The 23,999-nt window shown below is 64.0% G+C and carries 23 protein-coding genes; 13 read left to right on the top strand and 10 right to left on the bottom strand.

The annotated features are described in order from the left end of the window. Nucleotide 1: 1 nt before the first annotated feature. The 6 genes from AC05QJ_RS02570 to AC05QJ_RS02545 all read left to right on the top strand — a co-directional run bounded on the left by AC05QJ_RS02570 (nucleotide 2) and on the right by AC05QJ_RS02545 (nucleotide 6,843). Nucleotides 2-1,978, top strand: coding sequence for a chemotaxis protein CheA (locus AC05QJ_RS02570; protein ID WP_476745441.1), 1,977 nt, complete (start codon nucleotides 2-4; stop codon nucleotides 1,976-1,978). A 41-nt stretch (nucleotides 1,979-2,019) separates the two neighbouring features. Continuing rightward, complete coding sequence (locus tag AC05QJ_RS02565; protein ID WP_476745440.1) at nucleotides 2,020-3,642, top strand: methyl-accepting chemotaxis protein; 1,623 nt, start codon at nucleotides 2,020-2,022, stop codon at nucleotides 3,640-3,642. Between the two features lie 11 nt (nucleotides 3,643-3,653). Beyond that, a complete protein-coding gene (locus AC05QJ_RS02560) occupies nucleotides 3,654-4,157 on the top strand; it encodes a chemotaxis protein CheW (RefSeq protein WP_476745439.1) in 504 nt (167 codons plus the stop codon). Between the two features lies 1 nt (nucleotide 4,158). Further along, the gene (locus AC05QJ_RS02555; RefSeq protein WP_476745438.1) at nucleotides 4,159-4,971 is read left to right on the top strand and encodes a CheR family methyltransferase; all 813 of its coding nucleotides are present in this window, start codon (nucleotides 4,159-4,161) and stop codon (nucleotides 4,969-4,971) included. Next, nucleotides 4,968-6,035: a protein-glutamate methylesterase/protein-glutamine glutaminase gene (locus AC05QJ_RS02550; RefSeq protein WP_476745437.1), complete on the top strand. Its 1,068-nt coding sequence runs from the start codon at nucleotides 4,968-4,970 to the stop codon at nucleotides 6,033-6,035. Before AC05QJ_RS02555 ends, AC05QJ_RS02550 begins: the two co-directional genes overlap by 4 nt. 151 nt (nucleotides 6,036-6,186) lie before the next feature. Next, the gene (locus AC05QJ_RS02545) at nucleotides 6,187-6,843 is read left to right on the top strand and encodes a response regulator (RefSeq protein WP_476745436.1); all 657 of its coding nucleotides are present in this window, start codon (nucleotides 6,187-6,189) and stop codon (nucleotides 6,841-6,843) included. 12 nt (nucleotides 6,844-6,855) lie between these two features. On the opposite strand, the gene AC05QJ_RS02540 is transcribed toward AC05QJ_RS02545, so the two are convergent. The 3 genes from AC05QJ_RS02540 to hslO form a co-directional block, all read right to left on the bottom strand. Continuing rightward, on the bottom strand, nucleotides 6,856-7,281 hold the full coding sequence (locus AC05QJ_RS02540; RefSeq protein WP_476745435.1) for an acyl-CoA thioesterase: 426 nt from the start codon (nucleotides 7,279-7,281) through the stop codon (nucleotides 6,856-6,858). Between the two features lie 127 nt (nucleotides 7,282-7,408). Further along, the gene (locus tag AC05QJ_RS02535; protein ID WP_476745434.1) at nucleotides 7,409-8,950 is read right to left on the bottom strand and encodes a phosphoenolpyruvate carboxykinase; all 1,542 of its coding nucleotides are present in this window, start codon (nucleotides 8,948-8,950) and stop codon (nucleotides 7,409-7,411) included. A gap of 180 nt (nucleotides 8,951-9,130) precedes the next feature. Next, entirely contained in the window at nucleotides 9,131-10,033 is a 903-nt protein-coding gene (hslO, locus tag AC05QJ_RS02530) for an Hsp33 family molecular chaperone HslO (RefSeq protein ID WP_476745433.1), read from the bottom strand. A gap of 107 nt (nucleotides 10,034-10,140) precedes the next feature. Here hslO and AC05QJ_RS02525 point away from each other — a divergent pair, with 107 nt between their 5' ends. After that, nucleotides 10,141-10,944 carry a phosphatase PAP2 family protein gene (locus tag AC05QJ_RS02525; protein ID WP_476745432.1) on the top strand — a complete coding sequence of 268 codons (804 nt, stop codon included), beginning with the start codon at nucleotides 10,141-10,143 and terminating at the stop codon, nucleotides 10,942-10,944. Here AC05QJ_RS02525 and AC05QJ_RS02520 read toward each other — a convergent pair. Next, entirely contained in the window at nucleotides 10,935-11,333 is a 399-nt protein-coding gene (locus AC05QJ_RS02520) for an RNA-binding S4 domain-containing protein (protein ID WP_476745431.1), read from the bottom strand. The two genes, AC05QJ_RS02525 and AC05QJ_RS02520, sit on opposite strands and share 10 nt — an antisense overlap. Before the next feature lie 108 nt (nucleotides 11,334-11,441). On the opposite strand from AC05QJ_RS02520, the gene rimB reads away from it, so the two are divergent. Both rimB and rimK read left to right on the top strand, forming a co-directional pair. Beyond that, nucleotides 11,442-11,924 carry a retropepsin-like aspartic endopeptidase RimB gene (gene rimB, locus AC05QJ_RS02515; RefSeq protein ID WP_476745430.1) on the top strand — a complete coding sequence of 161 codons (483 nt, stop codon included), beginning with the start codon at nucleotides 11,442-11,444 and terminating at the stop codon, nucleotides 11,922-11,924. After that, nucleotides 11,921-12,826 (top strand): 30S ribosomal protein S6--L-glutamate ligase, encoded by a 906-nt coding sequence (rimK, locus tag AC05QJ_RS02510; RefSeq protein ID WP_316921742.1) that lies wholly within the window; start codon nucleotides 11,921-11,923, stop codon nucleotides 12,824-12,826. The genes rimB and rimK overlap by 4 nt, the downstream gene beginning before the upstream one ends. Here rimK and AC05QJ_RS02505 read toward each other — a convergent pair. Together AC05QJ_RS02505 and ompR are read right to left on the bottom strand one after the other, a co-directional pair. After that, on the bottom strand, nucleotides 12,823-14,136 hold the full coding sequence (locus tag AC05QJ_RS02505) for an ATP-binding protein (protein WP_476745429.1): 1,314 nt from the start codon (nucleotides 14,134-14,136) through the stop codon (nucleotides 12,823-12,825). The genes rimK and AC05QJ_RS02505 overlap by 4 nt on opposite strands. Before the next feature lie 126 nt (nucleotides 14,137-14,262). Next, entirely contained in the window at nucleotides 14,263-15,003 is a 741-nt protein-coding gene (ompR, locus tag AC05QJ_RS02500; protein WP_476745428.1) for an osmolarity response regulator transcription factor OmpR, read from the bottom strand. Nucleotides 15,004-15,246: 243 nt separating this feature from the next. On the opposite strand from ompR, the gene AC05QJ_RS02495 reads away from it, so the two are divergent. The 4 genes from AC05QJ_RS02495 (at nucleotide 15,247) to AC05QJ_RS02480 (ending at nucleotide 20,313) form a co-directional block, all read left to right on the top strand. Beyond that, nucleotides 15,247-17,565 (top strand): Tex family protein, encoded by a 2,319-nt coding sequence (locus AC05QJ_RS02495; protein WP_476745427.1) that lies wholly within the window; start codon nucleotides 15,247-15,249, stop codon nucleotides 17,563-17,565. Then, nucleotides 17,565-17,948: a PaaI family thioesterase gene (locus AC05QJ_RS02490; RefSeq protein ID WP_476745426.1), complete on the top strand. Its 384-nt coding sequence runs from the start codon at nucleotides 17,565-17,567 to the stop codon at nucleotides 17,946-17,948. Before AC05QJ_RS02495 ends, AC05QJ_RS02490 begins: the two co-directional genes overlap by 1 nt. 153 nt (nucleotides 17,949-18,101) lie before the next feature. Then, nucleotides 18,102-19,685 carry a glutamate--cysteine ligase gene (gene gshA, locus AC05QJ_RS02485; RefSeq protein ID WP_476745425.1) on the top strand — a complete coding sequence of 528 codons (1,584 nt, stop codon included), beginning with the start codon at nucleotides 18,102-18,104 and terminating at the stop codon, nucleotides 19,683-19,685. A gap of 1 nt (nucleotide 19,686) precedes the next feature. Further along, nucleotides 19,687-20,313 carry a TetR/AcrR family transcriptional regulator gene (locus AC05QJ_RS02480; protein ID WP_476745424.1) on the top strand — a complete coding sequence of 209 codons (627 nt, stop codon included), beginning with the start codon at nucleotides 19,687-19,689 and terminating at the stop codon, nucleotides 20,311-20,313. A gap of 144 nt (nucleotides 20,314-20,457) precedes the next feature. Here the strand turns inward: AC05QJ_RS02480 and AC05QJ_RS02475 are convergent, their stop codons facing one another. The 4 genes from AC05QJ_RS02475 to ssuC form a co-directional block, all read right to left on the bottom strand. Further along, nucleotides 20,458-21,786 carry an IS110 family RNA-guided transposase gene (locus AC05QJ_RS02475; protein ID WP_476745423.1) on the bottom strand — a complete coding sequence of 443 codons (1,329 nt, stop codon included), beginning with the start codon at nucleotides 21,784-21,786 and terminating at the stop codon, nucleotides 20,458-20,460. Nucleotides 21,787-22,141: 355 nt separating this feature from the next. Next, complete coding sequence (locus tag AC05QJ_RS02470) at nucleotides 22,142-22,357, bottom strand: TOBE domain-containing protein (RefSeq protein WP_009400132.1); 216 nt, start codon at nucleotides 22,355-22,357, stop codon at nucleotides 22,142-22,144. Between the two features lie 28 nt (nucleotides 22,358-22,385). Next, entirely contained in the window at nucleotides 22,386-23,198 is an 813-nt protein-coding gene (gene ssuB, locus AC05QJ_RS02465; RefSeq protein ID WP_476745421.1) for an aliphatic sulfonates ABC transporter ATP-binding protein, read from the bottom strand. Continuing rightward, nucleotides 23,195-23,992, bottom strand: a complete 798-nt coding sequence (gene ssuC / locus AC05QJ_RS02460; protein WP_476745420.1) for an aliphatic sulfonate ABC transporter permease SsuC — start codon at nucleotides 23,990-23,992, stop codon at nucleotides 23,195-23,197. Before ssuC ends, ssuB begins: the two co-directional genes overlap by 4 nt. Nucleotides 23,993-23,999: the final 7 nt, after the last annotated feature.

The raw sequence follows: 23,999 nt of genomic DNA, 5'->3' as shown, positions 1-23,999 counted from the left end.
CATGTTCGATAGCGATCAATGGAGCCAACTGCTCGAAGGCTTTCTGGAAGAGGCCCGCGATCTGCTCAAGGAAGCCGAGGACAACCTGCTGCGCCTGGAACAGGCCAGCGACGACGCCGAGGCGATCAACGCGCTGTTTCGCGCGGTGCACACCCTCAAGGGCTCGGCGGGGATCTTTTCGCTGGAGCCGCTGGTGTCCCTCGCCCATCAGCTGGAAAACCAGTTGATGGGCGTGCGCGATGGTCTGCGCGATCTCGATCCGGCGCTGGTGTCGCTGATGCTCCAGTGCATGGATGAACTCAACGGCATGGTCGAGAGCATCGACCCGCAGGTCGGCACCCTCGCCCCCCACACACCGCGCCAGGCCGAACTGCTGCAGGCCCTCGGCGGCAACGCCCCAGACGATGCTGCCGCGGTCGCCATCGACCCCTCGCAGCAGGCCGGCGAAATCAACGAATGGTTCCTCTCGGTACGCTTCGATCCCGAACTGCTGCGCAACGGCTTCGAGCCCAGCAGTTTCCTGCGCTACCTCGACCGCCAAGGCCGCATCACCTCGCTGCAGACCCTCGACTGGGCGATACCCGACCTGCACAGCCTGGACGCCGAAACCTGTTATCTCGGCTTCGAACTGACCCTGGTCAGCGCCGCCAGCCGTGAAGAACTGGAAGACGTCTTCGCCCTCGCCGAAGGCTTCTACACCCTGCGCCTGCAGGTTCGGGAGGAGCCTGTCAGCGCACCCGCCCCCACCGTTGCCGTCGAGACGCAAACGTTAGCGCCCACCCCGCAGGCAACGGCAACGAGCGCTCCGCTCGCCAGTGCCGAACCGCGCAACGGCAGCAGCATGGTCAAGGTCGCCGCCCACAAGCTCGACGAATTGATCAACCTAGTCGGCGAACTGGTGATCAGCACCGCTGGCGCGCAGATGCAGTCGCTGCGCAGCGGATCCACCGCCTGCATCGAGAGCGTCCAGGCGGTGCAGCAGCATGTCGAACAGATCCGCGAGCGGGCGCTGAAGCTGCGCATGGTGGAGATCGGCGAGACCTTCAACCGCTTTCACCGCGTGGTGCGCGACGTCAGCCAGGGCCTGGGCAAGCAGATCCAGCTCAGCCTCAGCGGCAGCGACACCGAACTGGACAAGACCCTGATCGACCGCATCGCCGACCCGCTGGTGCACCTGGTGCGCAACGCCATCGACCACGGTATCGAATCGCCTGCCGAACGCCGTGCCGCCGGCAAGCCGGAGCAGGGCAACCTGCGCCTCAATGCCTGCCACGACTCCGGCATGATCGTGCTGGAAGTCAGCGACGACGGTCGCGGCCTCAACACCGAACGCATCCGCGAGAAAGCCATCGCCCGCGGCATGCTCGATGCCGACGCATCGCTCAGCGACCAGGACATCCATGCGCTGATTTTCGAACCCGGCTTCTCCACCGCCGAGGCCGTGTCCAGCCTCTCTGGCCGTGGTGTCGGGATGGACGTGGTGCGCAGTGCCATCGACGAGCTGCGCGGCATCATCGAAATCGAGTCGCAGCCCGGCCAGGGCTGCACCTTCCGCATCCGCCTGCCACTGACCCTGGCAATCATCGACGGTTTCCTGGTCAGCATCGGTGGCGACCACTTCGTGATTCCGCTGGACATGGTCACCGAATGCATGGAAGAGCGTCCCGAAGCCCTGGATGCCGGCGGCCATCTCAACCTGCGCGGCAAGCCGCTGCCCAGCGTCGATCTGGGCCGGCATTTCGGCCTGCAGGGCGACCCGAAGGCCCGGCGCAACATCGTCGTCGTCAGCCAGGGCCGGCAACAGGCCGGGCTGATCGTCGAACAGTTGCTGGGTGAACTGCAGACCGTGATCAAACCCCTCGGGCAGATGTTCCAGCACCTGTCCGGCATCAGCGGCTCGACCATTCTCGGCTCCGGCCAGGTCGCGCTGATCCTCGATATACCCAGCCTGTTCCGCCACTTGCAGCAGCGTGCCTAGAGCGAACCGCGCCTCGTCACGGCCCCTCTTGGAGAGTCCCCATGCAACTGATCAGCAACATGAAGATAGGCGTGCGCCTGACCCTGGGCTTTCTGCTGGTGGTCGCGCTGACCGCGATCATCGGCTTCATCGGCATCCGCAACCTGAACCAGGTCAACGACCTGTCCGACCGCATGTTCGACGTCGATGTCACCGGCCTCTCGACCTTGCAGGAAGCCAACATCCAGTTGCTGCTGGCCAACCGCGCAGTGCGCGCCAGCCTGATGGCCACCACCGCCGAGGCCCGCGACGAGTCCGCCGGCGTCGCCCGCACCGCCATGGACAAGACCCGCGAACTGCTGACCCGCTCCAAGGAGTTCTTCCTGAGCCGCGACGGCAAGGCCCAGGTCGAAGCCATCGAGGCGCCGCTGCAGGAGTACATCACTGCCGCCAACCTGGTGCTCAATGCGCACCGCCAGTCCGGCGAGCTGCAGACCATGAATGCGGCCCTGGAACTGATGCCGCGCAACACCGCCGCCGCCAACGAAGTCGATCGTCTGCTGGGCATCGCCAGCGACGCCAAGCAGGCCCGCGCCGGCGAGGCCAACGCGGCGATCACTGCGATTGCCGAAAGCTCGCGCACCCAGATGATCATCCTGGTGGCGGCCGCGACCCTGCTGGGCATGCTGATCGGCGTGCTGGTCACCCGCAGCATCACCCGGCCGCTGTCCGGCGCCGTGCAGGCGGCCGACCGCATGGCTTCCGGCGACCTCAGCCAGGACCTGCACATCGGCCGCAAGGACGAGACCGGCCAGTTGCTGACCGCCATGCAGAACATGACCGAACGCCTGCGCAGCATCCTCGGTGACGTGCGCAGCTCCGCCGACGCGCTGTCGTCGGCGTCCGAGCAGGTCAGTTCCACCTCGCAGTCGCTGAGCCAGGCGGCCAACGAACAGGCCGCCAGCGTCGAGCAGACCAGCGCCTCGGTGGAGCAGATGTCGGCCTCCATCGCGCAGAACACCGAAAGCGCCAAGATCACCGACGGCATCGCCGGCAAGGCGGCCAATGACGCGGTGCAGGGCGGTGGCGCGGTAGGCGACACGGTGCTGGCGATGAAACAGATCGCCGAGAAGATCGGCATCATCGACGACATCGCCTACCAGACCAACCTGCTGGCCCTCAACGCCGCGATCGAGGCCGCCCGTGCCGGCGATCACGGCAAGGGCTTCGCGGTGGTCGCCGCCGAAGTGCGCAAGCTCGCCGAACGCAGCCAGGTGGCCGCCCAGGAGATCGGCCAGGTGGCCTCCAGCAGTGTGCAACTGGCCGAACAGGCCGGGCATCTGCTGGGTGAGATCGTGCCGAACATCCAGCGCACCTCCGACCTGGTCCAGGAGATCACCGCCGCCTCGCAAGAGCAGAGCAGCGCCGCCGGCCAGATCAACATCGCCATGGGCCAGATGAACCAGATCACCCAGCAGAACGCCTCGGCCTCCGAAGAACTGGCGGCCACCGCCGAGGAAATGAACGCCCAGGCCAGCCAGCTTCAGGAACTGATCGGCTATTTCCGCTTCGAACAAGGCAGTGTCGTGAACCGAGCGCCGCGCATCGGCGGCGATTTGCCGGCGCCGGTACGACCAGGCCCGAAGGCCCTGATCGATGAAGGCCAGTTCGTCAGTTTCACGTGAGCGAGGTGCCCATGAGCCAGCCCCAACGACTTGAGGCGCAACCCGACGCCGTCCAGCACCTGAGCTTTCGCGTACGCGATGCCGGCTACGCGCTGCCCATCGACCTGGTGCGGGAGATCATCGAATACGCCGAGGTCACCCGCGTGCCGATGATGCCCGCCTACATCCACGGCGTGATCAACCTGCGCGGCAATGTGGTGCCGGTGCTCGACCTCGCTGCGCGCTTCGGCCTGAGCCTGACCGAGCCCGGCAACCGCACCTGCATCGTCATCATCGAGTTGCCGCTGGACGGTGGCCTGCAACGCATCGGCCTAGTGGTGGACGAGGTGGACGAAGTGCTGGAGATCGAGCCGCGGCAGATCATGCCGCCACCGGCCTTCGGCACGGCGATCCGCTCGGACTTCATCGCCGGCATGGCGCAGCAGGCACAGGAATTCCTGATCATCCTGAACATGCTGCAGGTGCTGTCGCTGGACGACATCCGTCACCTCAGCCAGGCATCGAAGGTTCACTGACATGTCTGCCATGCCTTCGCTGCCGGTACTCGGCGAGCAGAACTTTCGCCAGTTGCAGCAATTGATGCAGGACGCATCGGGTATCCACCTGTCGAGCAACAAGCGCTCGCTGGTGGCCGGGCGCCTGCTGAAGCGCCTGCGTCACTTCGAGCTCGACAGCTACGACGACTACCTGAACCGCCTGACCCACCCGCAGTACGCGCGGGAGCGGCGCCTGGTGGTGGATCTGCTGACCACCAACGAAACCTACTTCTTCCGCGAGCACGCCCACTTCGAGTACCTCGGCCAGTGGCTGCGCGGGCGCAGCGGGCCCTTGCGCCTGTGGAGCGCGGCGTGCTCGTCGGGCGAGGAGCCCTACAGCATGGCCATGACCGTGGCCGAACATGCCCGCGGCAACGAATGGTCGATCCTCGCCAGCGACCTCAGCCTGAGCATGCTTGGCCTCGCCGAGCAGGGCATCTACGACATGGCCCAGGCCCGCTACTTCCCCGACGGCTGGCTGCACCGCCACTGCCTGTGCGGGATCGAAGACATGCAGGGACGGCTGCGGGTACAGGCCTGGCTGCGGGCCAAGGTGCAACTGCGCGAGATCAACGTGGTGCAGCCGTTGCCGGAGAACATCGGCCAGTTCGACGTGATCTTCCTGCGCAACCTGCTGATCTATTTCGACACCGCGCAGAAGCAGCGCATCGTGCGCAACCTCACCGAGCGGCTGCGCCCCGGCGGGCTGCTGTTCATCGGCCACGCCGAAAGCATCCACGGCTTCAACCTGCCGCTGCGCCCGGTACGGCCTTCGGTGTTCGAACGCCTATGATCGAGCGCTCCACACCGATCCGCGTGTTCATCGTCGACGACTCGGCCCTGGTGCGCCAGGTGCTCAGCCAGTTCCTCGGCAATCATCCTGGCATCCAGGTGATCGGCATGGCTGCCGACCCGCTCTACGCCATCGAAAAGATGCGCCGCGACTGGCCCGACGTGCTGGTGCTGGACGTGGAAATGCCACGTATGGACGGCCTGACCTTCCTGCGCCAGATCATGGCCGAGCGACCGACCCCGACCATCATCTGCTCGACCCTCACCGAGGCCGGCACGGACCTCAACCTGGAGGCGCTGGCCGCTGGTGCCGTGGGCGTATTCACCAAGGCCAAACTGGGATTGCGACAGAGTCTGGAGAATCTGGCCGGGACGCTGGTGCGCTGCATCGAGGACGCGGCAAAAACCCGACCAGTGGCCCGCCACGCCCTGCCCCCGCTGGAAAAAAAAGACTTGCCGGCGGTCCCGGCGCTACGCCAAACCACTGATCGAATCGTTACACTTGGCTGCTCGACCGGCGGTACCCAGGCGCTGGAGTTCGTCCTGCGGCAATTGCCGCGCGATTGCCCCGGCCTGGTCATCGTTCAGCACATGCCGGAGAAGTTCACCGCCGATTTCGCGCGCCGCCTCAACGGCCTGTGCCAGATCGAAGTGCGCGAGGCCAGACACCTGGATCGCGTCCACACCGGGCTGGCCTTGCTGGCACCCGGTGGCCTGCACATGCAGCTCAAGCGCAGCGGTGCGCACTATCTGGTCGACGTGCTCGACGGCCCTGCCGTCAACCGGCACAAACCCTCGGTCGACGTCCTGTTCCGTTCCGCCGCACGCCATGCCGGTAGCAATGCCCTGGGCATCATCATGACCGGCATGGGTGACGACGGAGCCCGTGGCCTGCTGGCCATGCGCGAACAGGGTGCCAGCACCGTGGCCCAGGACGAGGCCAGTTGCGTGGTGTTCGGCATGCCCAAGGAAGCCATTCGCCTCGGCGCGGCCCAGTCCATCGAGCCGCTGCAACGCATGCCCGCACTGATCACTCAGTTCGGCGCCAGCATCCGTAATGGCTGAACACCTCCAGGCCAGACCACCCCCCACAGCCGCCCTGTTCGCGCCGCCGCTGAGCGGTGCCTGCCGCAGGCCATCCACCCCAGGGAGCAACACAGCGCAGCGACGATTGTTTCACCTCACCGTCCCACCTACGCGACACGGGCTCAAACCTATGCTTTGCCGATTACTGATTGCCGACGACTCGCCCCTGTTCCGCGCAGGCCTGCGAGCGTTGCTCGAACAAAAACAAGAATACGCGGTAGTCGGTGAGGCAGGCGACGCGGTCTCCACCCTCGAGCTGGCCGAACAGCTCAAGCCGGACATCATCCTGCTGGATATCGCCCTGGGCACCCTGACCGGCGAAGAACTGCTGCGTGAACTGTACCTGCGCGTGCCGGCGTGTACGGTGCTGATGCTGTCGTCGCGGTCGGAGCTGGAGTTCGTGATGCACTGCCTGCAACAGGGCGCCCATGGCTTCCTGCTCAAGAGCGCGACGGTGCAGGAACTGGAACTGGCGTTGCAGTCGCTGCGTGGCGGTGGGCAGTACCTGTCGTCGGCGGTGCTGCCGCTGGTGATCGGCCAGGCGGTGAAACAGAACCGTCGCCGGCCCCAGGCCAGCCCGGCGATGCAGTTGACCACCCGGCAACTGGAGATTCTGCGGCTGATCGCCCGGGGCGAATCGACCCGCTCCATCGCCGACGGCCTGGGCCTGAGCGTGAAGACGGTGGAAGCGCACCGCTCGCAGATCATGCACCGCCTGCAGATTCACGATGTGCCGGGGCTGGTGCTGTTCGCCGTGCGCGAAGGCATCATCCGGCTCAACGACTGAGCGCGGCAGGCTTCAGTTCAGTGCGTACAGCGCATCCTTGAGTGTTTCGGGGAAGGTTGCCGGCGTGCCGGTGGCGCGCTCGATGAACACCTGCACCACCCGGCCCAAGGCATAGAGCTGCTTGCCGGAGACGTCGAACAGGGCCACCTCGAACTCCACCGTGCTGCCGGCGATGCGCTCGGCTCGAATACCCACCTGAAGCAGATCGGTGAAACCTGCCGAGGCGTAGAAATCACAGGACGAACTCACCACAAACGCCACTACCTCACCTTCCTGCGGGTCGATTTCGCCGTGGGTGACGAGGTAGGACTGGATCACCGTGTCGAAAAAACCATACACCGCGGCGCTGGCGATCTGGCCGTTGATGTCGGCGTCCTGCCAGCGGGTGGAGATGAAGCCGGCGTGGGGGAAATGTTCGATCTGCAACGGGTCGGACATGGGGGCGCTCTCTGGTGTGGGGTCTCGATGCTGAAGGATTGTGGGGGTAATGGCAAAACCAACCCAAAACAAAAAGCCCCGACTCTCACGAGCCGGGGCTTTTTGTCAGCCAGCGGTTACAGGCAACTTACAGTTGCGGACCCGCAGCCTTGATCGCGTCGGAAACTTCGAATTTCTTGAAGTTCTCGATGAACAGCGAAGCCAGCGCTTTCGCCGCTTCGTCGTACGCAGCCTTGTCAGCCCAGGTAGTGCGTGGGTTCAGCAGCTCGGTATCAACACCTGGCACCGACTTCGGCACGTCCAGGTTGATGATGCCCAGGTGCTCGGTTTCAGCACCGACCAGAGCACCGCTCTGGATGGCCGCGATCACCGCACGGGTGGTCGGGATGCTGAAACGCTTGCCAACGCCGTAGCCACCGCCGGTCCAGCCGGTGTTGACCAGGTAGACCTTGGAGCCGAAGCCCTTGATGCGCTTGATCAGCAGCTCAGCGTATTCACCAGCCGGACGCGGGAAGAACGGTGCGCCGAAGCAGGTGGAGAAGGTCGACTTGATGCCGCCGCCCGAACCCATTTCGGTAGAACCGACCAGCGCGGTGTAGCCGGACAGGAAGTGGTAGGCCGCCTGCTCGTTGTTCAGGATCGACACAGGTGGCAGTACGCCGGTCAGGTCGCAGGTCAGGAAGATGACCGCGTTCGGCTCGCCGCCCAGGTTCTTCTCGGAACGCTTCTCGACATGCTCCAGCGGGTACGCGGCACGGCTGTTCTGGGTCAGGCTGCCGTCGGCGTAGTCAGCGTGCTTGGCATCGTCCAGAACCACGTTTTCCAGCACGGCGCCGTGCTTGATGGCTTTCCAGATGACCGGCTCGTTCTTCTCGGACAGGTCGATGCACTTGGCGTAGCAGCCGCCTTCGATGTTGAAGACAACGCCTTCGCCCCAGCCATGCTCGTCGTCGCCGATCAGGTAGCGGCTTTCGTCGGCCGACAGGGTGGTCTTGCCGGTGCCGGACAGACCGAAGAACAGGGTCACGTCGCCTTCTTCGCCGATGTTGGCCGCGCAGTGCATTGGCAGTACGTCGGCCGCCGGCAGCAGGAAGTTCTGCACCGAGAACATGGCTTTCTTCATTTCACCGGCGTAGCGCATGCCGGCGATCAGGACTTTCTTCTGGGCGAAGTTGATGATGACGCAACCGTCGGAGTTGGTGCCGTCACGCTCAGGCACGCACTCGAAGTTGGCGACGTTCAGCACTTGCCACTCTTCACGACCGGCCGGGTTGTACTGGGCCGGGTTGATGAACAGGCAACGGCCGAACAGGTTCTGCCAGGCGGTCTGGGTGGTCATCTTGACGGCCAGGTAGTGCTCTTGCGCAGCACCTACGTGAACGTGGGAAACGAAGTGTTCCTGAGCGTTGTTGAACGCCTCGACGCGAGCCCACAGGGCATCGAACTTGTCGGCGGGGAACTTGCGGTTGATCGGGCCCCAGGCGATGGCGTCCTGGGTGCTCGGCTCTTCGACGATGAAACGGTCAACTGGCGAACGACCGGTGCGGTGACCGGTTTTCACGACCAGAGCGCCAGTGTCGGCCAGCTCGCCTTCACCGCGTTTCAATGCTTCTTTTACCAGCTCGTCGACGCTCAGATCGGTGAACACGGCGTTGTTGGCTTGCGTCATGAGATTCCCCATCCGGCACTGAGGCCGAGTGCTCCAAACGATTTGTAGTAGATCTTTACAAACTACTACAGCGAAAAAAGTGGCCGGATTATGCCAGAAACGCCCAAAAAAAGTAGGGCCCTCCTGTCAGAACTGCGCTTTACGGGCGTTCGACAGGAGAATTCCCTGAGCAGAAACGTTTCAGTGACGAGTATCTGACGGCGCGTCCACACCACCGCCAGCAAACAATTGCTCAACGTCCGTCAAATCGAAGCCGTAGCGCTCGTTGCAGAACTGGCAATCGATCTCGACCTGGCCGCCATGCTCGACCACGAGTTGCCGTGCGTCCTCCAGGCCCAGGCTCACCAGCGCGTTGCCGGAGCGCTCGCGGGAGCAACTGCAACGGAAGCGCAGCGGCTGGATATCGAACAGGCGCACGGCATCTTCGTGGTACAGGCGGTGCAGCAGGGTTTCGTTGTCCAGGCTCAGTTGTTCCTCGCTGCGCAAGGTGCTGGCCATGGTGGAAACGTGGGCCCAGCTTTCGGCGCGGTCATCGGCGTCGGGCTGGCGGGCCACCGGCAGTTGCTGCAGCAGCAGGCCACTGGCGCGGGTGCCGTCGGCGGTCAGCCAGAAACGGGTACCCAACTGCTCGGAGAGCGCGAAGTAATTGGTGAAGCAGGCCGACAGATCGGCGCCGTCGAGGTCGACGATGCCCTGGTAGCGCTGGCCATGACGCGGATCGACGGTGAGCGCCAGCATGCCGTTGGGCATCAGGTCCTGCAGGCCGGCACCCGCTTCGATGGCGTCGGCTTCATAACGGGCGATCCCGCGGATCTCGCGCTCACTGGAGCACTCGACCATCAGCAGTGGCACCGGCCCTTCGGAGCGCGCCTGGAGAATCAGCAGGCCGTCGAATTTCAGCGTGCCGACCAGCAGCGCCGCCGCCGCCATCAACTCACCGAGCAGTTGCGCGACGGGCGCGGGATAGGCGTGTTTGGCCAACACTTCGGCATAGCTGCGCTCGAGCGACACCAGTTCGCCGCGCACATCGCGGTCGTCGAAGATGAAACGTTGGGTGAAGTCGGTGTCCGGGAAGTCGCTCATAGGTTCCGCTATCTGAAATTGTGACAAAATTGTTACAGGGATCCAAAACCCCTGTCGCAGAGCGCCGCCTCGGCGCTCCTTTCCATTGATGGCAATCGAGGTAGTTTATGGACAATCGACCACTGTTCCAAGCAAGGTGGTCATGGGGCCCATTGGCAGCGTGCACGCTGCTACCCATCGCTCTACTGTGTTTCTGGCTATGGCCTTTTGGCCAGATCCTGTGCCTGACTTTCGACGAATGGCTGTTCCACAGCCTCAACGGCCCGCTGGCCGACAACACCGCCTGGCGTTACATCTGGACCCTTGGCAGCCTGCGTCCGTTCGACATCGTTGTCGGCCTGATCCTGTTGGCCCTGCTGATCCGTGGCAATTGGGTATTCAAAGCCGCTCAGGTGCGCGAAGCCTTTTTCGGCTTTCTCGTCACGCTGCTCCTCTTAGTGGTGGTGCGTGCGCTGTTTTCCAAGTGGGTGGATGCGGCCGGCTGGCAACATAACAGCCCGTCGATGATGTTCGACGATGCCATTCGCCTCAGCGACTTCTATCCGCAACTGGAAGCCGGCTGGGAACTCAAGGACCGTTCCAGCAAGAGTTTCCCCGGCGACCACGCCTCGGTGCTGCTGATCTGGGCGCTGTTCATGGGCCGCTTCACCCGTGGCCTGTGGCAGAGCCTGGTGATCTGGGGCCTGGCCGTGCTGTTCATGCTGCCGCGCCTGGTGGCCGGCGCCCACTGGGGCCAGGACGACTATATCGGTGGTCTGCTGATGGCGCTGCTGGCACTGGGCTGGAGTTACTACACGCCCCTGGCGGCGAAGGGCAGCGCGGCGCTGCTGCGCTGGACCGCGCCGCTGTTCAGGCTGTTCGCCAGGCTGCCGCTGATCGGGCGACTGAGCGTGGTCAGCACTCAGTCGTAGTTGCCCTGGAACTGATGGATCTGCCGGCGCTGTTTCTTGGTCGGCCGGCCATCAGTGGTCACGCCCAGCGCACCGGCCTTGCGTAGCGCCGCCGCCTGTTCCCGGCGGCGGATGCTGTCTTCGGTTTCTTCGTACAGCGTCTGTGCCTCGGGCGCGCCGCGGCGCACGATCGACAACGCCCTGACCACCACGGTGCGCTCGTCGAAGCCGGTACGCAGGACGAACTCGTCACCGATGCGCGGCTCCTTGCCCGGCTTGCAACGCTCGCCACGGCAATGCACCTTGCCACTCTCGATGGCGGCCTTGGCCAGGGCCCGTGTCTTGTAGAAACGCGCGGCCCAGAGCCATTTGTCCAGACGCACCTTGTCGTCGTCTTCCTGATAAGCCATCGCACAGCTCCGATTCATAGCGGTCATGGAACTGTACTACCTTCACTTACGGATGCAAAAAGTCCGCTGCCTGCTTACAGTTCACCGAATTTTCCCGGGTTGTGCATCGTGAAGACATTTGATCATTTGAGCGTTATCGGTTTGCGCGAGTGGGTGGCCCTGCCCGACCTCGGCCTGGCCGGCCTGCGCGCCAAGATCGACACCGGCGCCAGCACCTCCAGCCTGCACGCCACTGAAGTCGAACCGTTCATGCGCAACGGCGAACAATGGGTGCGTTTCAACGCGCACCTGGGCTCGGTGGTGCAGTTGCGCCACCGGCGCTGCGAGGCACCGCTGGTAACCATGAAAACCATCAAGAGCTCCAACGGCCACGCCCAGGTCCGCTACGTGATCCGCACCCCGCTCGCGCTCGGCGACCGGGTCTGGGAAGTCGAATTCACCCTGGCCTGCCGCAAGGCCATGCGCTACCGCCTTTTACTCGGTTCCAAAGCCCTGGTGCACGGCCAGTTGGTGGTCAACCCAGGGCTCAAATACGTTCAGGACAAGCCGGTGTTCCCGGCGACCATTACCCCTTCCACAGGTGCTGCATGAAGATCGCTGTGCTGTCGCGTAACCCGCGTCTGTATTCCACCCGTCGCCTGGTCGAGGCCGGTACGCAACGGGGCCATGAAATGGTGGTGATCGATACCCTGCGCGCCTACATGAACATCGCCAGCCACAAGCCGCAGATCCACTACCGCGGCAAGCCACTGGAAGGCTTCGATGCGGTGATCCCGCGCATCGGTGCTTCAGTGACGTTCTACGGCTGCGCGGTGCTGCGCCAGTTCGAAATGATGGGCGTGTTCCCGCTCAATGAATCCGTGGCCATTGCCCGTTCGCGGGACAAGCTGCGCTCGCTGCAGTTGCTGTCGCGTCGTGGCATCGGCCTGCCGGTCACGGGCTTTGCCCACTCCCCGGACGACATTCCCGACCTGATCCAGATGGTCAACGGCGCGCCGCTGGTGATCAAGGTGCTGGAAGGCACCCAGGGCATCGGCGTGGTGCTGTGCGAGACGACCAAGGCGGCCGAGTCGGTGATCGAGGCGTTCATGGGCCTGAAGCAGAACATCATGGTCCAGGAATACATCAAGGAAGCCGGCGGCGCCGATATCCGCTGCTTCGTGGTCGGTGACAAGGTCATCGCCTCGATGAAGCGCCAGGCCAAGCCGGGGGAGTTCCGCTCCAACCTGCACCGTGGCGGCACCGCCAGCCTGATCAAGGTCACCCCGGAAGAACGCATGACCGCCATCCGCGCCGCCAAGGTCATGGGCCTGAGCGTGGCCGGTGTGGATATCCTGCGTTCCAATCACGGCCCGCTGGTGATGGAGGTGAACTCGTCACCGGGCCTGGAAGGCATCGAGATCACCACCGGCAAGGACGTTGCCGGGATGATCATCGAGCACCTGGAAAAGAATGGCGGGCCCAACCTGACCCGCACCAAAGGCAAGGGTTAAACCGCGTCGCGTGGCAGCAGAAGCCCGAGCGGCAAGCGCACCCGGGCTTCGATACCTCCGCCCGAGCGGTTGCGCAACTCGACGTTACCGCCGTGCTGGGCGGCGATCCGCTTGACGATCGCCAGCCCCAGCCCGGTGCCCTTGCCGCTGCGGGCACGGTCGCCGCGAATGAACGGATTGAAGATGGCTTCCAGCTCGCCAGGGTCGATGCCGGCGCCCCGGTCCAGCACGCTGAGCACCACATAGGGCGCGCTGGTGTCGCCGGATACGTAGGCCGCCACTTCAACGCCCTGCCCGGCATGGTGCAGGGCATTGCCGATCAGGTTGTTGAGCAGACGCTTCATCGATACCCGGCGCAGCGGGAACGGCGGAATCGGCTCAAGGCAAAGACGCACCTGCTCTTCCGGCTGGTTGAACGGCGCGACCACTTCGCGGACCAGGTCGCTCAGGTCCACCTCCTCCACCGGCTCGTCCCGACCATCACGGATGAAGGCGAGGAACTGGTCGAGAATGGCGTCCATGTCTTCGATATCGCGGACCATGTCATCGGTCAGGTCACTGTCGTTGGCCATCAGCGAAAGCGAGAGACGCAATCGCGTCAGCGGCGTGCGCAAGTCATGGGACACACCGGCAAGCATCAACTCCCGTTCTCGGCCGGCCTGCTCGACATCCTCGGCCATCTGGTTGAACGCCCGGTAGACCTCGGTCATCTCGCTCGGTGTATCGCTGATCGGCAAACGTACGCTGCGGCCCTGGCCCAATTGCCGCGCCGCAAAGACCAGGCGCTTGAGCGGCTGGTTGAGCTGGCGCACGAAGATCCACGCCGAGGCGGTGGACAGCAGGCCGATGGCGAGGAACCAGCCCAGCACATTCCAGATCTTCTGCCCGCGCAGCGGGTGCGGGTACAACGGGACTTTCAGCCAGTCATCGCCCAGGCTCGGCGCCCGCACCCACAACGCCGGCGGTGCATGGACGCGCAAACGGACTTCGGTGTCTTCGCCCAGTTCGGCCTGCATCTGCCGCTGGTAGATCTCGCTGTAGGGCCAGTGCTGCTCGCCTTCGGGCACGCTGTTGCCGTTGACCCGGATCAGACCGGCAGCTTCGGCGATCTTGTCCCGTTCCGACTCGTCCGCGGCCCAGTAGGCGCGCAAGGTCAAGGCGACGCCGTGGCTGTACTGGCGGTCCACCAGCACGTCCTCGTTCATCAGCAGATAGACCAGGGTGAGCGCCTTGGAAAACAGGACGACGATGAGCACCAGCCACAAGGTGCGGGCGAAGAAGCTTTGCGGGAACCACAGCGGCGTTTTCATGGACAACGGCTACACACTTGGCAGGCGCGAGCGCGGCTCGCGGGCTTTACGCGGGGCGCTTCACGCAAAAGCAGGGCAACCCTGCGGCGGCCCTGCTTCTGGTCAGTCACTGCGTAAAACGTCGGATCACTTGCTGGCATTGCCGTCCGGCACGAACACATAGCCGACGCCCCAGACGGTCTGGATATACCGGGGCTTGGACGGATCCGGCTCGATCATCCGGCGCAGGCGGGAGATCTGCACGTCGATGGAGCGCTCCAGCGCATCCCACTCGCGGCCACGGGCCAGGTTCATCAGCTTGTCGCGGGTCAGCGGCTCGCGGGCATGCATGACCAGCGCCTTGAGCACGGCAAACTCGCCGGTGGTGAGCATGTGCACTTCGTCGCCACGCTTGAGTTCGCGGGTGGCCAGCGACAGCTCGTAGTCGCCGAAGGTGACGGTTTCGTCCTCGCTGCCCGGCGCGCCCGGCACCGGGGCTGACTGCCGGCGCAGCACGGCCTTGACCCGTGCGACCAGTTCGTCAGGGTTGAACGGTTTGGCCAGGTAATCGTCGGCGCCCAGTTCAAGGCCCTTGATCCGGCTCAGCTCGTCGCCCTTGGCGGTGAGCATGATGATCGGCACCTGGTTGTTCGCCGCACGCAGGCGGCGACAGGCCGAAAGGCCGTCCTCGCCAGGCAGCATCAGGTCGAGGACGACAAGGTTGAAGACTTCCCGTGCGAGCAGGCGGTCCATCTGCTCGACGTTGGGTACTGCCCGTGCGCGGTAGCCTTTGCTGGTGAAGAATCGCTCAAGAAGGCTGCTGAGGCCCGGATCGTCATCGACGATGAGGATTTTCTCGCCTTCGGCTGTTTGTGCAGTGCTGCTCATGGGTAGCTCCTTTAATCTCGGCGCGCATTATGGCTTAGCCGCCATTTGCCAGTGCCGAGCTCATTGTTAGCAGATTTTTCCTGGTGTGCCAGCGGAATGGTCCACAAGGCTGGCCAGCCGCTATCACCGCAAGCCCGGCACGACGAGTATAATGCGCCGCTTTTCACCGAGTGCCGCCCTGCCCCGGCGCCCCTGCGGCGCGGGCTTCGCGGCCCAAGCATTCACAATTTGTCAGGTGGTTTTATGGACAGCATCAACAGCCGCATCGCCGAGGAACTCGGCGTCCGCCCGCAACAGGTCGAGGCGGCCGTGGCTCTACTTGATGAAGGCTCCACGGTGCCTTTTATCGCCCGTTACCGCAAAGAAGTGACCGGCAGCCTGGATGACACCCAGCTGCGCAACCTCGAAGAGCGCCTGCGCTACCTGCGCGAACTCGACGAACGGCGCGCCAGCATCCTCGCCAGCATCGAGGAACAGGGCAAGCTGACCCCGGAACTGGCCCGCGAGATCAAGCTGGCCGACACCAAGACCCGCCTCGAAGACCTTTACCTCCCGTACAAGCAGAAACGCCGCACCAAGGGCCAGATTGCCCTGGAAGCCGGCCTTGGCGAGCTGGCCGACGGCCTGCTGAACGACCCGCAGCTCACCCCTGAGACCGAAGCCGCCCGTTTCGTCGATGCCGAAAAAGGCGTCGCCGACGTCAAGGCCGCGCTCGAAGGCGCCAAGTACATCCTCATGGAACGCTTCGCCGAAGACGCCGCGCTGCTCGACAAGTTGCGCAGCTTCCTCAAGCAGGACGCCACCCTTAGCGCCCGCCTGGTGGCCGGCAAGGAAGAAGAAGGCGCCAAGTTCCGCGACTACTTCGAACACGACGAGCCGCTGAAAAGCGTACCGTCGCACCGCGCGCTGGCGATCTTCCGCGGCCGCAACGAAGGCGTGCTGGCCGCGTCGATCAAGGTCGGCGAGGAACTGCCCGGCACCCTGCACCCGTGCGAACTGATGATCGCCGAGCGCTTCGGCCTGGGTAACCAGGGCCGTCCGGCCGACAAATGGCTGGCCGAGGTGGTGCGCTGGACCTGGAAGGTCAAGCTCTACAGCCACCTGGAAACCGACCTGTTCGGCGAACTGCGCGACAACGCCGAAGGCGAGGCGATCAACGTGTTCGCCCACAACCTCCACGACCTGCTGCTGGCCGCACCGGCCGGCCCGCGCGCCACCCTGGGCTTCGACCCGGGCCTGCGTACCGGCTGCAAGGTGGCGGTGGTCGACTCCACCGGCAAGCTGCTCGACTACACCACCGTGTACCCGCACGCGCCGAAGAACGACTGGGACCGCACCATCGCCATCCTCGCCGCCCTGTGCGCCAAGCACTCGGTAGAGCTGATCGCCATCGGCAACGGCACCGCCAGCCGCGAAAGCGACAAGCTGATCGCCGAGCTGGTCAAGAAATACCCCGCCCTCAAGATCACCAAGATCATGGTGTCCGAGGCCGGCGCGTCGGTGTATTCGGCCTCCGAACTGGCGGCCCGCGAATTCCCGGATCTGGACGTGTCGATCCGTGGCGCGGTGTCCATTGCCCGCCGCCTGCAGGATCCGCTGGCGGAGCTTGTGAAGATCGATCCGAAATCCATCGGTGTCGGCCAATACCAGCACGATGTCTCGCAACTCAAGCTGGCCCGCGGCCTGGACGCCGTGGTCGAGGACTGCGTGAACGCCGTCGGCGTCGACGTCAACACCGCTTCGGTGGCGCTGCTGTCGCGCATCTCCGGCCTCAACGCGACCCTGGCGCAGAACATCGTCAGCCACCGTGATGCCAACGGCGCCTTCACGACCCGCGCCGCGCTGAAGAAAGTCAGCCGCCTGGGCGAGAAAACCTTCGAACAGGCCGCCGGCTTCCTGCGCGTCATGAACGGCGACAACCCGCTGGACGCCTCCGCGGTTCACCCGGAAGCCTACCCGCTGGTGCAGCGCATCGCCGCCGAGACCGACCGCGACATTCGCTCGCTGATCGGCGACAGCGGTTTCCTCAAGCGTCTCGATCCTAAGAAGTTCACCGACGAGACCTTCGGCCTGCCCACCGTCACCGACATTCTCCAGGAACTGGACAAACCAGGCCGCGACCCGCGTCCGGAGTTCAAGACCGCCGAGTTCCAGGAAGGTGTCGAAGACCTGAAGGACCTGCAACCGGGGATGATCCTCGAAGGCGTGGTGACCAACGTCACCAACTTCGGTGCTTTCGTCGATATCGGCGTCCACCAGGACGGTCTGGTGCACATCTCGGCGCTATCCGAGAAGTTCATCAAGGACCCGCGTGAAGCGGTCAAGGCCGGCGACGTGGTCAAGGTGAAGGTCATGGAAGTGGACATCCCGCGCAAACGCGTCGGCCTGTCCATGCGCATGAGCGACACTCCGGGCGAGAAAGTCGACGGCGCCCGTGGCAGCCGTCCGGGTTCGGGCCCGCGCCAGCAAGGCGCGCCGGCACGGGTCAAGGACACCCCGCCGCCGGCCAACAACGCCATGGCTTCGCTGTTCGCCAATGCCAAGCAGTTGAAGAAGAAGTGATGGACGCGCCTGAAGACATCGTTCAGAGCGCCTTCAGCCAGTTGCTGGGCTGCCGCCTGCAACGCCTCGAAGAGGGCGTGGCAGAGGTGGCCCTGTCGCTGGAGCCGCACCTGCGCAACCGGGGCGGCTTCCTGCACGGCGGCGCGATCTTCAGCCTGGTGGATATCGCCATGGGCCTGGCCTGTTCCAGCAGCCACGGCTTCGACCGGCGCAGCGTGACCCTGGAATGCAAGATCAACTACGTGCGAGCGGTCAGCGACGGCGAGGTGCTGTGCACCGCCCGGGTGCTGCACGCCGGGCGCCGCACGCTGGTTCTGGACGCCGACGTATTCCAGGACGACAAATTGATCGCCAAGGCCCAGGGCACGTTCGCCGCGCTCTAGCCGCAAACAGCCTTTCTGCGGTAATTTCGGCAGTGCGCGGGCGCTGCCGATTCCCTGCGAAAACCAGGCGACAACGCCAGTTCCTCTGTCCACCCTTGTAGACCGTCACCTCCACCCCCATATTGCGGCGACTGACGTGTGAAGGAATCCATCTTGAGCGAACTTCTCAACCGCCGCCTGAGCCTGCTTGGCCAGGGCGACAACCTCTCCCTGCTCAAGCAGTGCCTGCACGGCATCGAGCGTGAATGCCTGCGCGTGACCGAGGACGGTCGCCTGGCCCAGACCCCGCATCCCGAGGCCCTGGGCTCCGCCCTGACCCACGAATCCATCACCACCGACTATTCCGAGTCGCTGCTGGAATTCATCACGCCGGCCCTGGCCGACCCCGCGAAAACCCTCGAAAGCCTGGAAAGCATCCACCGCTTCGCCTACAGCAAGCTCGGCAACGAGTACCTGTGGAGCCCGTCGATGCCTTGCCCGCTGCCGGCCGAGGAAGACATCCCGATCGCCTGGTACGGCACCTCCAACATCGGCAAGCTCAAGTACGTCTACCGCAAGGGCCTGGCCCTGCGCTACGGCCGCACCATGCAGTGCATCGCCGGCATCCACTACAACTTCTCGCTGCCAGAACAGCTCTGGCCGCTGCTGCGCGAAGCCGAAGGCCATGACGGTGACGACCGCGACTTCCAGTCCTCGTCCTACATCGCGCTGATCCGCAACTTCCGTCGCTACAGCTGGCTGCTGATGTACCTGTTCGGTGCCTCGCCGGCACTGGACGCCGGTTTCCTGCGCGGCCGCCCGCACCAGCTCGAATCCTTCGACGCCGACACCCTGTTCCTGCCGTGGGCCACCAGCCTGCGCATGAGCGACCTGGGCTACCAGAGCAATGCCCAGGCCGGCCTCACCCCGTGCTACAACGATCTGAACAGCTACACCGACAGCCTGCGCCGCGCGGTGGCCACGCCCTACGCGCCGTACGTCGAGATCGGCACGCACCAGGACGGCGAGTGGGTGCAGCTCAACACCAACATCCTGCAGATCGAAAACGAGTACTACTCCAACATCCGCCCCAAGCGCGTGACCTATACCGGCGAACGGCCGATCCAGGCACTGATGGCCCGCGGCATCCAGTACATCGAAGTGCGTTGCCTGGACATCAACCCGTTCCTGCCGACCGGCATCGAACTGCCTCAGGCACGCTTCCTCGACGCCTTCCTGCTGTTCTGCGCGCTGGAAGACAGCCCGCTGCTGCAGAATGGCGAGTGCGGCCAGTGCACCGACAACTTCCTCAACGTGGTCAAGCAGGGCCGCCGCCCGGGCCTGCAACTGCAGCGCGACGGCCAGCCGGTCGAGCTGAAGACCTGGGCCAGCGAGCTGCTGGCACGTATCGCACCACTGGCCGAGCTGCTCGACCGCGCCCATGGCAGCGACGAGCATGTCCGCGCCCTCCAGGCGCAGGCGGCCAAGGTGGACGACCCGGCCCTGACACCATCGGCCCAGGTGCTGGCGAGCATGACCGAAAACCAGGAAAGCTTCGCCCGCTTCTCCCTGCGCCAGAGCGAGCTGCACGCCGAGTACCTGCGCAGCGAGCCGCTGCCGGTGGACGAGCAGGCCCGTTTCGAAACCCTGGCCCGCAAGTCGCTGGAAGAACAGGCGGAGCTGGAGCAACAGGAAGTCGGCGACTTCGACCTGTTCGTCGGCGCCTACCAGGCCAGCATCCTGGCGATCAGCAACTGATATGAGCCGCGGCGCCACCCCTCGCAAACCCCGCGCCCGCAGCCAGGCGCGGATCGACTCGATCCTCGACGCGGCCCGCACCCTGCTGGCCAGCGAGGGCGTGGCCAGCCTGTCGATCTACAGCGTGGCCGAACGGGCACAGATCCCGCCGTCGTCGGTGTACCACTTCTTCGCCAGCGTCCCGGCGCTGCTCGAAGCCCTCACCGCCGATGTGCACGCTGCCTTCCGCGCCTGCCTGCAGGCCCCCATCGATGCGCAGAGCCTGAACCACTGGCGCGACCTGTCGCGGCTGGTGGAGCTGCGCATGCTGGAGATCTACCACCAGGACGCCGCCGCCCGGCAGTTGATCCTGGCGCAGCATGGCTTGAGCGAAGTGACCCAGGCAGACCGTCAGCACGACATCGAGCTGGGCGATCTGATGCACAAGCTGTTCGAGCAGCATTTCCGGTTACCGGAACTGCCGAAGGACGTGGACGTGTTCGCCCTGGCGATGGAACTGGGCGATCGGGTGTATGCCCGGTCGATGCAGTTGCACGGGCAGATCACGCCGCGGATGGCGGAAGAAGGGATGCGGGTGTTCGAGGCGTATCTGGGGCTGTATCTGCCGCCGTTTTTGCCAAAACGCTGATCGAGAACCACCAGGCCCCGTGGGAGCCGGCGTTGCAGGCGATGGCGTCGGAACGGACACCATCGTCATCATTGCCGGCCTCATCGCTGGCAACGCCAGCTCTCATCAAACAAATCCCAACCCATTGATTTTTAATCATAAAAATCAAGCCGCGACCAGCTGTAATCCCAATTTCCGGGCTTTGCGTTGCAAAGCCCGGAGCTGGCGATCCTGGCTTCTGGCTTCGAATTCAGCCAGCCCTTGCTCCACATAGGCCTTCTTTTTGGTCAGCATCAAGTAGATCAGTCGTGCGAGCTGATGCGCCGTTGCCTTGATCGCACAGCTTGTATCCATACGCGTCAGCCTTGCTCTGTGCGAAGCGCCGATAAACCCTTTGTCGTTTCGTGCGTTTGAAGCGGCTTGCTTCAAGGCTTGCCCCGCATGGTTGTGAATCTTGGGTCCAGCGCCGGATAAGGATTTTCCGCCCGATATGCGCGTAGGCGGAGCAAGGCCGAGCCAGGAACAAAAGTGCTGTGACGACGGGAAGCGGGAAAGATCAGCGCCGACTTCACTGGCAATGACTAGCGCAGTGTCGACACCAATGGTCGGAATGGCGGTCAGATCCACGCCCATCACCCGGCATAGTGCTTGATGCAATTGAGTTTGCTGTGCCGCTGTGCGATGCGGGCTACGCAAAGTCTTTTGGGGCTTGGGTGGGGAAACATCCAATACCGGCATCTGGTCTATCACCTCGACAATAGCTTCGTCGCATTCGGCGATCTGTTTTTCCAGAAAGTCGTAAAGCGCCAACTCCAGCTTCAATGCCGTCAGGTGCTCCTTGCGCCAATTGCCGAGCAAGCTACGCGCTATGGTTTCCTGGCTTGCCTTGATGCGTGGGTCGCTCAAGCTGGCGAGTACGTACGGATCGCGCTCACCCTTATTGATAGCACGCAGGATTTTCATCCCAGTGACGCCGGAAATGTCGCTGATGACATTGGCCAGTTGAATATTCATCTGGGCCAAGGCTTTCTGGATCCGGTTCAGGGTCTTCGCTTGATCACGAACCTTGTGACTTCGCTGCCTGAACAAGGATCGCGCGACACATGTCAGGTCATCGGGTCGGAAAGCACTGCGCAGGAGCCCATAAGACATCAACTGCAAGATCCATTGGCAATCCATCACGTCAGACTTACGGCCTGTAATCTGTCGGGTTGACCGTGCATTGACGAGACGAACATCAAAACCTCGCGCATCGAGGATTTCGTAAATGGGGATCCAGTAAACGCCTGTCGACTCCATGGCTACGACCTTGATATTCAAGCTCTCCAGCCAGTCGGCAAGCTTATGAAGGTCGTCAGTGAAGGTCGCGAACTTGCGGACGGGCTTGTCATGCCTGTCATCAACTGCAACGAAGTGCTCCCGGCTGCCGATATCAATCCCGGCACAGTCGGTGTGGACAAGGGTGAGGTGTTGCTTGGAGGGCTTGCGTGCCATGGTCAATCCTCGCAGGATAAGGGGCGCGCGGGGCACACGGTGGCGAAAGGGGTTCACTCTCTCATACGTGGTCACAGCTGATTTTTCAGCTGATGCCGACAGGGACTTCACGCCGATACCGTGGCGGACCACTCTCCCACTCGGGTGTGCTGGCACACACCAGTGCTGGTTACGGTCTCTGTCCCGCGCGTACTGAACCTAACAAAGCAAAAGGCGGTTGGCCCTATCGGGCCAACCGCCTTTTGTCTTTAGATGTAAGCGGCACCGCGTAACTGGCGTCGTACGCTTCATGTTTGCTGCGCGACAGCGCGGCGCCGGGGCGGCGGGCGGACTCCCACGAGGTTCGGTGTGTTCTTCACAGCTTGGCGATGGACACCTCGGTGGATTTCACGAAGGCAATCACTTCGCTGCCGATGGTCAGTTCCAGTTCCTTGACCGAACGGGTGGTGATCACCGAGGTGACGATGCCCGAGGCGGTTTGCACATCGATTTCCGACAGTACCGGGCCTTCCAGGATTTCTTTGACGGTGCCCTTGAACTGGTTACGCACGTTGATCGCTTTGATAGTCATCTGCTTGCTTCCTTTGTAGGTTCTGAGGTCAATGAGCCCAGCGCAGTTGCGTAGGCAAGGGTGCTACGGGTTCGGGCTCGGGCGGGGTGCCCGGGACCGAGAGAACACGGTTCAATACTTCGGTTTCCAGCGCAGCGAGCCGGTGCGATCCACGCACCCGCGGCCGAGGCAGGTCCACCTGCAGGTCGAGGCCGATCTCGCCGTCCTCGATCAGGATCACCCGGTCGGCAACCGCCACCGCTTCGGCGACGTCGTGGGTCACCAGCAGCACGGTGAAGCCGTGCTTGCGCCAGAGGTCTTCGATCAGTTGCTGCATTTCGATCCGGGTCAGGGCATCCAGCGCACCCAGCGGCTCGTCCAGCAACAGCAGGCGCGGCTGGTGGATCAGGGCACGGGCCAGGGCCACGCGCTGTTTCTGTCCACCGGACAAGGCCGCCGGCCATTCGTTGGCGCGGTCGGCCAGACCTACCGCTTCCAGCGCCTTGCGCGCCTGTTCCTGCCAGTTGCCTTGCAGGCCCAGGCCAACGTTGTCGATTACCCGTTTCCAGGGCAGCAGGCGCGCTTCCTGGAACATCAGCCGGGTGTCCTCGCGGGCCTCGCTCAGCGGTGCACTGCCAGCCAGCAACTGACCGCCAGTGGGCTGATCGAGACCGGCCAGCAGACGCAACAACGTGCTCTTGCCGCAGCCGCTACGACCGACGATGGCGACGAACTGTCCCGCCGGAATGTGCAGGTCGATATCGCGCAGCACCTTGCGCTGGCCGAAGGTCTTTTCCACATTGCGCACGGCCAGCGGGATACCGCGCAAAAGCCGTGGCGGTTGCTCCTTGAGAATGGTCATGCGCCGTCTCCCTTGCTCGGTTGATAGGCCGGGTGCCAGCGCAACCACACGCGCTCCAGGCCACGGGCAGCGACGTCGGCGAGCTTGCCGAGCACCGCGTAGAGGACGATGGCCAGGACCACCACATCGGTTTGCAGGAATTCACGGGCGTTCATCGCCAGGTAGCCGATACCGGAGTTGGCGGAGATGGTCTCGGCCACGATCAGGGTCAGCCACATGAAGCCCAGGGCGAAGCGCACGCCCACCAGGATCGACGGCAGCGCACCCGGCAGGATCACCTGGCGGAACAGGCTGAAGCCGCTCAGGCCATAACTGCGGGCCATTTCCACCAGGGCCGGATCGACGTTGCGGATACCGTGGTAGGTGTTCAGGTAAATCGGGAACAGCGTGCCGAGGGCGACCAGGAAAATCTTCGCCGACTCGTCGATGCCGAACCACAGGATCACCAGCGGAATCAGCGCCAGGTGCGGCACGTTGCGGATCATCTGCACCGAGCTGTCCAGCAGGCGCTCGCCCCACTTCGACAGGCCGGTGATAAAGCCCAGGGTCAGACCGATGCTGCCGCCGATCAGAAAGCCCAGGCCGGCACGCCAGCCACTGATGGCCAGGTGAGTCCAGATTTCGCCGCTGCGCACCAGCTCGACACCGGCGGCGATCACCGCGCTCGGGGCCGGCAGGATGCGCGTCGACAGCCAGCCGGCGCTCACCGCCAGTTGCCAGATCGCCAGCAAGGCGACCGGCAAGGCCCAGGGGGCCAGGCGCTGCGTCCAAGAGGTTGAGGAAGAACGACTCATGTCCGGG

This window comes from Pseudomonas sp. TUM25319 (genome assembly GCF_056388475.1).
Note: the sequence above shows the minus strand (reverse complement) of the source record. Positions and strands in the feature narration are given on the sequence as shown.

Bases quoted from the DNA above. Each gene is read 5' to 3' on its own strand.
- AC05QJ_RS02570 (WP_476745441.1), top strand. From the start codon at position 2: ATGTTCGATAGCGATCAATGGAGCCAACTGCTCGAAGGCTTTCTGGAA.
- AC05QJ_RS02565 (WP_476745440.1), top strand. From the start codon at position 2,020: ATGCAACTGATCAGCAACATGAAGATAGGCGTGCGCCTGACCCTGGGC.
- AC05QJ_RS02560 (WP_476745439.1), top strand. From the start codon at position 3,654: ATGAGCCAGCCCCAACGACTTGAGGCGCAACCCGACGCCGTCCAGCAC.
- AC05QJ_RS02555 (WP_476745438.1), top strand. From the start codon at position 4,159: ATGTCTGCCATGCCTTCGCTGCCGGTACTCGGCGAGCAGAACTTTCGC.
- AC05QJ_RS02550 (WP_476745437.1), top strand. From the start codon at position 4,968: ATGATCGAGCGCTCCACACCGATCCGCGTGTTCATCGTCGACGACTCG.
- AC05QJ_RS02545 (WP_476745436.1), top strand. From the start codon at position 6,187: ATGCTTTGCCGATTACTGATTGCCGACGACTCGCCCCTGTTCCGCGCA.
- AC05QJ_RS02540 (WP_476745435.1), bottom strand. From the start codon at position 7,281: ATGTCCGACCCGTTGCAGATCGAACATTTCCCCCACGCCGGCTTCATC.
- AC05QJ_RS02535 (WP_476745434.1), bottom strand. From the start codon at position 8,950: ATGACGCAAGCCAACAACGCCGTGTTCACCGATCTGAGCGTCGACGAG.
- hslO (WP_476745433.1), bottom strand. From the start codon at position 10,033: ATGAGCGACTTCCCGGACACCGACTTCACCCAACGTTTCATCTTCGAC.
- AC05QJ_RS02525 (WP_476745432.1), top strand. From the start codon at position 10,141: ATGGACAATCGACCACTGTTCCAAGCAAGGTGGTCATGGGGCCCATTG.
- AC05QJ_RS02520 (WP_476745431.1), bottom strand. From the start codon at position 11,333: ATGGCTTATCAGGAAGACGACGACAAGGTGCGTCTGGACAAATGGCTC.
- rimK (WP_316921742.1), top strand. From the start codon at position 11,921: ATGAAGATCGCTGTGCTGTCGCGTAACCCGCGTCTGTATTCCACCCGT.
- AC05QJ_RS02505 (WP_476745429.1), bottom strand. From the start codon at position 14,136: ATGAAAACGCCGCTGTGGTTCCCGCAAAGCTTCTTCGCCCGCACCTTG.
- ompR (WP_476745428.1), bottom strand. From the start codon at position 15,003: ATGAGCAGCACTGCACAAACAGCCGAAGGCGAGAAAATCCTCATCGTC.
- AC05QJ_RS02495 (WP_476745427.1), top strand. From the start codon at position 15,247: ATGGACAGCATCAACAGCCGCATCGCCGAGGAACTCGGCGTCCGCCCG.
- AC05QJ_RS02490 (WP_476745426.1), top strand. From the start codon at position 17,565: ATGGACGCGCCTGAAGACATCGTTCAGAGCGCCTTCAGCCAGTTGCTG.
- AC05QJ_RS02480 (WP_476745424.1), top strand. From the start codon at position 19,687: ATGAGCCGCGGCGCCACCCCTCGCAAACCCCGCGCCCGCAGCCAGGCG.
- AC05QJ_RS02475 (WP_476745423.1), bottom strand. From the start codon at position 21,786: ATGGCACGCAAGCCCTCCAAGCAACACCTCACCCTTGTCCACACCGAC.
- AC05QJ_RS02470 (WP_009400132.1), bottom strand. From the start codon at position 22,357: ATGACTATCAAAGCGATCAACGTGCGTAACCAGTTCAAGGGCACCGTC.
- ssuB (WP_476745421.1), bottom strand. From the start codon at position 23,198: ATGACCATTCTCAAGGAGCAACCGCCACGGCTTTTGCGCGGTATCCCG.
- ssuC (WP_476745420.1), bottom strand. From the start codon at position 23,992: ATGAGTCGTTCTTCCTCAACCTCTTGGACGCAGCGCCTGGCCCCCTGG.